This is a genomic window from Pseudomonas sp. M5A4_2d (genome assembly GCF_053345295.1).
Window position 1 is genome coordinate 229,963 of sequence record NZ_JBKEZW010000011.1, and the last position, 9,910, is coordinate 239,872.

The 9,910-nt window shown below is 61.4% G+C and carries 8 protein-coding genes; 6 read left to right on the forward strand and 2 right to left on the reverse strand.

Features of this window, described 5'->3' with window-relative positions; genetic code table 11:
• Nucleotide 1: 1 nt before the first annotated feature.
• Nucleotides 2-823, reverse strand: coding sequence for a transporter substrate-binding domain-containing protein (locus ACLBW8_RS24285; RefSeq protein ID WP_447806486.1), 822 nt, complete (start codon nt 821-823; stop codon nt 2-4).
• A 243-nt stretch (nt 824-1,066) separates the two neighbouring features.
• Here ACLBW8_RS24285 and ACLBW8_RS24290 point away from each other — a divergent pair, with 243 nt between their 5' ends.
• Nucleotides 1,067-1,918, forward strand: a complete 852-nt coding sequence (locus ACLBW8_RS24290) for a LysR substrate-binding domain-containing protein (protein ID WP_447806487.1) — start codon at nt 1,067-1,069, stop codon at nt 1,916-1,918.
• A gap of 52 nt (nt 1,919-1,970) precedes the next feature.
• On the opposite strand, the gene pdxR is transcribed toward ACLBW8_RS24290, so the two are convergent.
• Nucleotides 1,971-3,392 (reverse strand): MocR-like pyridoxine biosynthesis transcription factor PdxR, encoded by a 1,422-nt coding sequence (gene pdxR / locus ACLBW8_RS24295; RefSeq protein ID WP_447806494.1) that lies wholly within the window; start codon nt 3,390-3,392, stop codon nt 1,971-1,973.
• 131 nt (nt 3,393-3,523) lie between these two features.
• On the opposite strand from pdxR, the gene ACLBW8_RS24300 reads away from it, so the two are divergent.
• The 5 genes from ACLBW8_RS24300 to ACLBW8_RS24320 all read left to right on the forward strand — a co-directional run bounded on the left by ACLBW8_RS24300 (nt 3,524) and on the right by ACLBW8_RS24320 (nt 9,670).
• A complete protein-coding gene (locus tag ACLBW8_RS24300; protein WP_064452243.1) occupies nt 3,524-4,000 on the forward strand; it encodes a carboxymuconolactone decarboxylase family protein in 477 nt (158 codons plus the stop codon).
• On the forward strand, nt 3,993-4,433 hold the full coding sequence (locus ACLBW8_RS24305; protein WP_447806488.1) for an N-acetyltransferase family protein: 441 nt from the start codon (nt 3,993-3,995) through the stop codon (nt 4,431-4,433). Before ACLBW8_RS24300 ends, ACLBW8_RS24305 begins: the two co-directional genes overlap by 8 nt.
• On the forward strand, nt 4,430-5,023 hold the full coding sequence (locus ACLBW8_RS24310) for an FMN-dependent NADH-azoreductase (protein WP_447806489.1): 594 nt from the start codon (nt 4,430-4,432) through the stop codon (nt 5,021-5,023). Before ACLBW8_RS24305 ends, ACLBW8_RS24310 begins: the two co-directional genes overlap by 4 nt.
• A 59-nt stretch (nt 5,024-5,082) precedes the next feature.
• Nucleotides 5,083-6,228, forward strand: coding sequence for a MalY/PatB family protein (locus ACLBW8_RS24315; protein WP_128591270.1), 1,146 nt, complete (start codon nt 5,083-5,085; stop codon nt 6,226-6,228).
• Between the two features lie 94 nt (nt 6,229-6,322).
• Nucleotides 6,323-9,670 (forward strand): hypothetical protein, encoded by a 3,348-nt coding sequence (locus tag ACLBW8_RS24320; protein WP_447806490.1) that lies wholly within the window; start codon nt 6,323-6,325, stop codon nt 9,668-9,670.
• Nucleotides 9,671-9,910 lie beyond the last annotated feature (240 nt).

Below are 9,910 nucleotides of genomic sequence, written 5' to 3' on the forward strand. Positions count from 1 at the left end.
CTCAAGCGCCCTTGAACTGTTGTTGCAACTCCACCAGCGCTGGCGACGCCGGGCTGATGCGGTTGCGCGTCTGGGCTTCGATCAGCCAGCCGCTGCGGTGCAGTTCCTTGACGATCGGGTCGAGCCTGGCCTGGGTATCGCCTTCGCCGCGACGGGTCCAGATCACCGACGGCGCCGGGTTGAGCTCCGGGCTGAGGGCGCGGTAGTCCTTCCATTCGGCGCCGTCGTTGATCAGTGGGTTGATCAGGGTGGAGTCATGCACCGCCGCGACGCAGTTGTTGCCGCGCAGGGCCAGCAGCGATTCGGACGAGCTCTTGAACGCCTTGATCTGGGCGCCGAACTCGGTCAGCGGCTTGACGTAGCTGCTGCCTTGAGAGGTGCACACGGGTTGGCCGCTGAGGTCTTCCCAACGGGTGATCTTGCTGTCTTTGAGCACCGCCGCAGTGCCGCCGACGCGATAGAACGGCGTTGGCACAAAGCCAAGGATTTCGCCGCGCTCGGCGGTCCATTCCATATTGGCAATCAGCAGGTCAACCTTGCCTTGCTGCAGAAACTGCACGCGGTTGGCGGGCAACACCGGCACCAATTGCACATCGGCCTTGAGCTGACGCCCCAGTTCGTTAGCCAGGTCCACGTTCAAGCCCTTGGGCTTCTGCGTGGCGGGATCAATGCTGCCGAACGGCCCGCCGGACAACAACACGCCGACCACCAGCACATGGCGCTGCTCGATTTTGTCCAGTGTCGCATCGGCCTGGGCCGCCGCACTGGCGCCCAAGGCGATCATCGATCCCAGGGCCACCGGCAACCATTTCTTGAACATCATTGGACTTCCCCCTGGCGAATGGTCGGCGTACCCCGACCTGATGGAGGGGCATGCTAGGGAGAGTGCGGTGGCAACGGAAATGCAAATATCTCATATCGTTATAACTTGCAGTGTAAGCACCGCCTTTCATTCAGGCATAACCCATTATTTATTGGTCTTTTTAAAAAACATGCCCGACAACACATTAAAATATGTAATGTTTAACTTCGCACCCTTGATATAAAGCCGCCCTTGGAAATGGCCATGTCGACCCTTGATTTAGAGCTCCTGCGCACATTTATCGCCGTGGTCGATCACCACAGCTTTGCCGAAGCCGGCACGCACCTGGCGCGTACCCAATCGTCCGTGACCCAGCACATGCAGCGCCTGGAGCAGCAAGTGGGCGTGAGCCTGTTCGAAAAGCGCGGCCGCCAAAAACAACTGACCGAGCCGGGTTTGCAACTGTTGCACCATGCGCGGCAGATGCTCTCGCTGAATGATGACGCGTTGAACTCCCTGCGCGAAAGCAGCTTGAGCGGGGTGCTGCGTATCGGTTCGCCCCACGACATCGCCGACACCATTCTGCCGCCCATCCTGAGCCACATCGCCCGCTCGGCCCCGCGACTGCGCCTGGAGATCGACGTGGGGCGCAGCCCGTTTTTGATGGATGACCTGCACCGGGGCAAGGTCGACATGGTGATTTCCACCCGCTCCGACCCGAATCTTGAGGGGTTTGCGTTGCGCACCTCGCCGGTGTGGTGGATTTGTTCGGCGCAGTACATTCACCAGCCCGGTGAACCGCTGCCGTTGATTCTGGTGGATGAGCCAAGCATCTACCGGCGCTACGCGCTGGAGGCGTTGGAACGGGCAAATATTCCCTGGCGGCAGGCGTACCTGGCGTCGAACCTGATCGGCATCAAGGCCGCAACCCGCGCAGGCCTGGGCGTAACGCCGCGCAGCATGGAGATGTTGGGGCCGGATATGCGCGTGCTCGGGGAAACGGATGGGTTGCCGCGACTGCCGGAGGTGACCTATTACTTGTGGATTCGGCCGAATACAGCGAATCCGATTGCGCGCAAGGCGTATGACTTGATTCGCGCCAGCCAGGGTTTATAAGCCGAACACCGACAAATGTGGCCGCGGGCTTGCTCGCGATGCGATCTTTCAATCACGGGCGGCCCGACGGGTTCCCTGCTTTGTCGAGCAAGCCCGCCCCCCTCTTTGGATTGAGGCAGGCCTGTAGAATGCCGGACAATTTCAGGGCCACATCCGTCGCCTGCTGCGCTGTTACGACATTGGTGAAGCCCATCAACAAGCCTTGCTCGCGCGCCGGTTCAAGCATCCACTGCGACAACGCTTGAAGTGCAAGGCCTTCGCGATTCGCCGCCTCGGCGACAACGTGATCCGGCACCGCCACCACCAACCGCGCCAACAGATTTATCCCCCCGGCTTGCTCATCCACGCGCAAAAACGCAGCGCAATGCACGCGCAACGCCTCCACTAAAAACCCTCGGCGCTGCGCATACAACAGGCGCATCTTTTTCAGGTGTCGGGTGAAATGGCCCTGTTCCAGAAAATCCGCCGCCGTCAGCTGCAATAACTGCGCACTGCGCTGTTGCAACGCGTGGGCGCTGTGCTCGAAGGCCTCCACCAGCTGCGCGGGCACCACCAGATAGCCCAGGCGCAACCCCGGAAACAGCATTTTGCTGAAGCTCCCGACATGGATCACCCGGTCGTGCATATCCTGACTCTTGAGCGCCGCCAACGGCTGCCCCTGGTAGCGAAACTCACTGTCGTAATCATCCTCTACCACCCAACTGCCCTGCTCCTGCGCCCAGGCCAGCAAAGCCTGCCGCCGCGCCCAGCTCAACGCCACGCCCAGGGGGCTCTGATGGGCCGGGGTCACGACCGCCAGTCGCGCCTGCCGATCACGCTGGATGCCCTGCCCGACATCCAGTCCATCCCGATCCACCGGCACCGGCACCAGCTCAACACCTTGATGGATCAACAACTGCCGTGCGTGCAGATAACCCGGGTCTTCATACCAGCAACGCTGCCCCGCCATCTGCAGCGCATCGCACACCAGCGTCAGGCACCCCGCATAGCCTGAGCACACAAATACCTGCTGTGGCGTACATTCCACGCCCCGGTACAACGCCAGATAGCTGGCAATCGCCACACGCAACGCCTGAGCGCCACGCACGTCGCCCATACCCAGGCTGTCGGCATCGGTGCGGCGCACCTGCCGGGTGACCAGTCGTGCCCACAGTTTGCGCGGGAACGCATCCAGCGCCGGCTGCCCCATTTGCAACGCCGGGGTTGCCGAGGCCTGCGGCAGTGCGGCCGGCTGCGGTTTCATCGCAACCTGCGGCAATGCCCTGGAAATGACGGTGCCCGCCTGCCCCCGCGCCTCAAAGAAACCCTCACTGACCAACAGTTGATAAGCCGCTTCCACCGTTCCCCGCGCCACCTTGAGTTCCAGCGCAAGGCTGCGCACCGACGGCACGCGATCACCCGGGCCAAGCTGACCCTGATCAATGGCCAGACGAAAGCGGCGGTAGATTTCCTGGTATTTGGGCAGTGACGACATCGCAAACAGGCTCGGCAGAATGACAAAGCGGAGTCTGATCATGTCCCAACCCACTTGTCCAATCATGCCCCTGTTGAGCGGCCGTGCCGCCACCGAAAATGGCGCATCCCTTACGCAAACAAGGATCGCCCATGAAACACCGTCTCGATTACGCCAAAGCCGCCCCTGCAGGTTACAAAGCCCTGGGATCAGTCCACAGCTATATCCATGGCTGCGGCCTGGAGAAAGAATTGATTGAACTGGTGTACCTGCGGGTCTCGCAACTCAACGGCTGCGCTTATTGCCTGGACTCCCATTCCCGCGACCTGCTCAAGCAAGGCGTGAGCCTGGAAAAAATCATGCTGCTGGCGGCCTGGCACGAAGCATTGCCGCTGTTCACCGCGCGTGAACGTGCCGCCCTGGCCTGGGCCGAGGTGGTCACCCAGGTCGCGCAAACCCAGGTGCCGCAAGCGGATTACGTCAGCGTGGCGGCAATGTTCAGCGAGAAGGAAGTCGCTGACCTGACCCTGGCCATTTCCCTGATGAACGCCTTGAACCGCGTCGCCATCAGCTTTCGCAAAGTGCCGACGGCGGTCAAGGCCCATCAGGAGAACCTCAACGATGAATGAGCACGTCGAATTCGTGCCGATGGAAACCGAGGCCGACTGCATCGCCAGCTTTGCGCTGATGCAGCAACTGCGGCCGCACCTGACCGACGCCATCAGCTTCGCGGAACAAGTCCAGCGCCAGCGCCAAAATGGCTACCACTTGCTGGCCGCGCGCGAGCACGGCCGGGTCATCGGCCTGGCCGGCTACCGGCTGACCGAAAACACCCTCTATGGGCGGTTTATCTATGTCGATGACCTGGTGGTCGATGCGGCTTTGCAACGTCGACGCCTGGGCGAGCAACTGCTCGAGCGGGTGCGCGAAGAAACCCGCGCCCGGGGTTATCGCTACCTGGTGTTGGACACCGGCATGCATATGGTCCTGGCCCAACGTTTCTACTTCCGTCAAGGCTTGTTGCCGCGCGGCATGCATTTTTCCCAGGACCTGAGCCAATGACCCGCGCCCTGTTACTCAGCTTCAGCCCCCACGGCAAGGCCACGCAGACCTTCAAGCTGGCCCGCGCGCTGCTGGATGACGTGGTGCCGGGCGCCGACATCATCGAGCGCGATTACGGTGGCCAGGCATTGCCGCCGCTGACCCGTGAGTATGCGAATGCACTCACCACGCCTGGCGGCTTAAGCGGCAACGCGACGGCGTTGTCGGAACAGTTGATCGTCGAGCTGGAAGCCTGTGACCTGCTGATCCTCTGCACCCCGGTGCACAATTTCACCGTGCCGGCGGCGCTCAAGGGCTGGATCGACCATGTGGTGCGTATTCATCGCAGTTTCACGGTGAATGCACAGTTCGAAAAAGTCGGGTTGCTCAAGGATCGGCGTACGTTTGTGCTGGTCAGTTGCGGCAATTCACGCAAGGGGCATGAGCCGGATTTCCTGACACCGTATCTGACCGCGATCCTGTCGACGGTGGGCATCCACAGCGTGGATTTCGTCTACCTGGGCGCCATGGTGCGCGGAGAACAAGCGGTCGCCCGGGCGGTGGAACAGGCACACCGACAATTGTCGCAGGCAATCAGCACTGGCCTATAAAATTAATGGCGCTAGAATCAGCGCCATTCTTGCACCTGCCTCTCTGATACGAGCCGCCCATGAGCTTTGATTTCGACACGATCCACCCCCGCCTCGGCACCGGCAGCACCAAGTGGAGCCGCTACCCGCAAGACATCTTGCCGATGTGGATCGCCGACATGGATATCGCCGCGCCACCCGCGATATTGCACGCGCTGCATGCTCGCCTTGATCAGCAAATCCTTGGCTACAGCGTCGCCGGCCCGGACGTGCGCGAAGCCATCGTCGCTGACCTGTGGGCCAAATACGCCTGGCGCGTGCAGCCTGAAGAGCTGTTGTTCCTGCCCGGCGTCGAGCCCGGCTTCAATATGGCCCTGCATGCGTTTGTGCAACCGGGCCAACCGGTGGTGCTGCAAACCCCCAATTACCGGCCGATCCGCTTGGCGCCTGGTCACTGGAACCTGCCGCGTATCGAAGTGCCGTTCGAACTGATCAACGGCGAATACATCACACCAATGCCCGCGATGCGCCAGGCACTGACCGGCGCCGGTGCACTGTTGCTGAGCAACCCGCACAACCCCATGGGCAAAGTCTTCCCCCGCGAAGAACTGCTCGCCGTGGCCAACGCCTGCCTGGAAAACGGCGCGCTGATCATCAGCGACGAAATCCATGCCGAACTGTGCTTCGATGGCCGCCGCCACATCCCTACCGCCAGCCTCAGCCCCGAGATCGCCCAGCGCACCATCACCCTGATGTCGGCGAGCAAGGCCTACAACGTGGCCGGCTTGAAGACCTGCTTTGCCGTGGTGCAGAACGCCGAGGTGCGCGAGCGCTTCAATAATGCCCGCTGCGGCATGGTCGACAGTGTCAGCCCGCTGGGCCTGGAAGCCACCCGCGCCGCCTACAGCCAGTGCAGCGACTGGCTGGACGCGCTGGTGCAGTACCTGCAAGCCAACCGTGACTATCTGCTCGATGCCGTGCAAACCCGTTTGCCGGGTGTGGTGATGCATGCCCCTCAGGGCACCTTTCTGGCTTGGCTGGATTGCAGCGCCCTGGGCCTGGATGACCCACAGCAATTCTTCCTGGAACAGGCCAAGGTCGGCTTGAGCGCAGGCATCGAATTCGGCGATGACAGCCAGCAGTTTGTACGCCTGAACTTCGGCTGCCCACGGGCGATGCTCGAAGAAGGCCTGCAACGCATGGCGCACGCACTGCGTCACCGTTAGGGCGCAATTCACAACGTTTCGCAGCGAGTGCCGAACCCCTGCTGTTACTGTTTTTGCCTTTCAGTCCCACCGGCAACAGCAGGAGTTCCATGGCATGGCGACCCAGCCCCTTGATCGTTCGTCCGACCCCAAATCCCTTCCCGGTACGCCGCTTAAGTCAGCCGCAGCGTTCCATGTGCTACTCAAGAACAGTGCAAGCAAAAAAGTCGAGTCCCAGGACAAGACGCCATCGGGGCTCGATGCCAGCAAGCAACAAGGCTACGCACTGGCGGCCAAGGACGCCACGCCGCCGCCTGCGCTGTCTGACTACAAGGCCATCGGCCCGCCGGATGAAGTGGGCCCGGGGCTGATTCGTTACGAGACCCAGGACGGCAAGAAGGTTATCGTCAGCGAGCACGACAGCCCGGACCTGTTCAAGCAAGTCAGCGCAGACTTCAAGTCCCTCTCCGGCGTGGTTGCCAGCCAGAACGCCGGTTACCAGAGCCTGGGCGCGGACGGCAAGGCACCGGAAAAACTCGCCGATTACAAATCCCTCGGCCCGCCCGATGAAACCGGCCCCGGCGTGATCCGCTATGAAACCCAGGACGGCACCAAGGTCGTTATCAGCCAGCGTGACAACCCCGAAGCCTTCCAGAAAGCCAAGGACGACTATGCGAGTTTCACCGGCCTCACCAGCAGCGAAGACGCCGGCTACAAGCGCGCCAGCGATAACGAAGTGTGGCCGCCGTATGGTGGCACCACCGTCGGCCCGGTCGATGAAGTCGGCCCGGGGCTGATCCGCTTCGAAAGCAACGGCCAGAAAATGGTCGTGGCCCGTGATGACAACCCCAAGCTGTTCGACTATCTGGCCGGCCTGCACGAGGTCTATACCGACCCGGGCAAGAAGGCCGTGGTGGAAGGCGAACTGAATAACGGCGCGACACTGGCCGACGCCAACACGCCAGTGCCGGGCCTGAATGACTACAAGACGTTCAGTTGGAACAACGACCAGAAAGACAGCATCCTCACCTACGAACTCCATGACGGCACCAAGGTGGTGGTGTCCTCGAATGTCAGCCCCGAGCTGTTCAAGAGCGTCGCCACCGCGCATGACACCTGGGACAAAATCCACACCAGCGAAAGCGAAGGCTACAAGCTGGCGGGGCCGAATGACTTCCTGAAAAATACCGACATCACCTTTGGTTCCCCCGATGAACTGGGCGATGGCCTGATCCGCTACGAGACCAGCGAAGGCAAAGTCATCGTGTCGAAGGAACTGAGCCCGCAGCTCTACGATGACGTCAAGGCCAAGTGGGACGCCTTCAGTGCCGGCGCAGTCGACGACACCCGCACGAAGCACAACCTGCCCAAGTCGGCTGACCTGGATGTACTGAACATGGACACCGGCGTGCACGCCGATGAAAAAGACGACAAGTCGCCAACCCTGAGCGTCAGCGAACTGGCCACCACCCAACTGATCGACACCTACCGCGCCGGCGTCAAAGACGGCTCGATTCCCAAGGATGACCCGCGGGCCAAGCTGGTCCGCGCCCTGGAAGCCCAGGCCGCCTACCAGAATGGCCACGGCATCACCGGCTACGAAGAATCCAAGCGCCCGTTCAACACCACCTGGCGCGAGTTCGATGACAAGCAGACCGAGCTGACCTCGGCCGACATGCACGACATCATCGACGGCAAGGCCGTGCAACAGCAGATCGGCGAACTGTTCAAAGACCCGACCGTGCAGGCCGACTACAAGTCGAAGATGGACGACGCGATCAACAAGCTGCCGAACAAGGACGAGATCAAGCAGAAGCTGCTGGACCTCACATCCAACCCGGATTACGTGCTGTACCTCAAGGACCTGCAAAACCAGGGCAAGACCTCCGAGGCGCAAAAAGACCTGAGCGACACCCTGACCTCGCTGTCACTGTTCGATCCCGAAGCGGCCAGCAAAGCGGCGCAGAATATCCAGGCCGATGGTTTGACCACCGACCTCAATGCGATTCTTTCGGACCCGAGCAAGATCTCCGACGAGAACAAGGAACTGGCCACCAAGGACCTGTTCGGCCTGCTCAAGGGTGTATTGAAAGGCACCCTGCTCGACCTGCCGCGCCGTACCCAGGAAACCCTCGAGAAGTTCCTCAACGAAGGCTTGCAGGGCAAGGAAAAGTCGGCCGGGGTGACCAAGGCCCTGGAAGAGTTGGGTGAGGTCTACAAGAACAACGGCTCCATCAGCGAAGCCGACCTGAAAAGCGCACTGAACAAACCCTATATCGCAGTGGCCGATCGCGGCATGCTCGGCGAGGTCTTCAACACCCTTAACAGCAAGGGCATTCTTGGCTCCCTCGGCGCCGGCGTGACGCTGTTTTCAGCGATTTACCAACTGGTGGGCAAAGGCGGCAAGCTCGGTGAAACCCCGGCGCAGCGGATGTCCATCGCCAAGGATTTCCTCAGCTTTGCCGGCGGTTCCAGCCACTTTGTGCGCCTGGGCGACAAGATCGGCGAGACCTTGGGCAAAGGCGGCCTGGTGGACTTCCTCGGCCTGGACAAGACCTTGCCGGAGATTTGGGGCAAGAACGGGCTGCAGGAGCCTAACTTCGAGTTTCGCGTCAACGAGCTGCCAAGCGACGTCAAAGCCAAGATTACCAGTGCCCTCGATGCCGTGCCCGACAGCCAGTACGACGGCATCTCGAAAATGTTTGGCGAGGGCGACAAAGCCGTCACCGAGGCCACCGAAGGCCTGGCCACTCACCTGGATGACGGCCTGGCGGCAGCAGGCGCAGCCAAGTTGGGTGCGTCCAAGTCGGCGAAGATTGCCGGTTCGGTGATCAAGGTCTTGGGCCCGGCCACGGATATCGTCGGGGGTTTTGCCGATATCGTGTTGGGCGCCCTGGCGATCAAGAGTGGGGTCGACAGCAAAGACCCGCTGGCCCAGGCGGCGGGTGGCCTGCAAGTGGCGGGCGGTGCGTTCGGCGCATCGGCCGGGGTGCTCGGCGCCGCCGCACTGTTTGGCGCGGGCACGGCGGCGGCATTGACCGGGCCGCTGTTCCTGGTGGGTGTGGTGCTGGCGGTAGTCGGCGGGATCATCGGCTACTTTGTCGACCACAACAAAAAACAGAAAGCCACCGAGAAAGAAAACGACTGGTACCGCGACCTGGCCGGCGACGGTTTATTGCAGGACAACTGGGCCGACAAGGTCGAATACGCCCACTACGAAATCCACCACTACAAAGGCCGCGACACGCCGACCGACGACAGTATCTTTCGCTTCCAGCAATCGGAGTGGGAACACTTTGACGAGACCCCGCAAAAAGGTGGCTCCTCGAGTAACCGACTGGACGGGGACTTGCACAAGCACTACGAAGACCCGAACACACCGCCGAAAAGCTTGCCGAGTGATGCGCCGCCGGAGAGACCACAACCCCATGCACCCGGCGGCGGTGGTCCGCGCATTAACTAACGGCCAGGCAGGCGGGCCTCTCTCCATGTGGGAGCTGGCTTGCCTGCGATGACGGCTTCGCATTTACCATCCATGTGATGTGACTGATAGACCGCTATCGCGGCATAGGTATCTACACCTCTTTTTTTACGGGTTGAGTGCTGTGGTTGTCGGGGGGGCGCTGAGTACATATCCGTTGTTTGGGTCACGGCTGACATGGGTTCCGCCCTTACGGCGGGTCACTTTGGAAAAGCCCCAAAG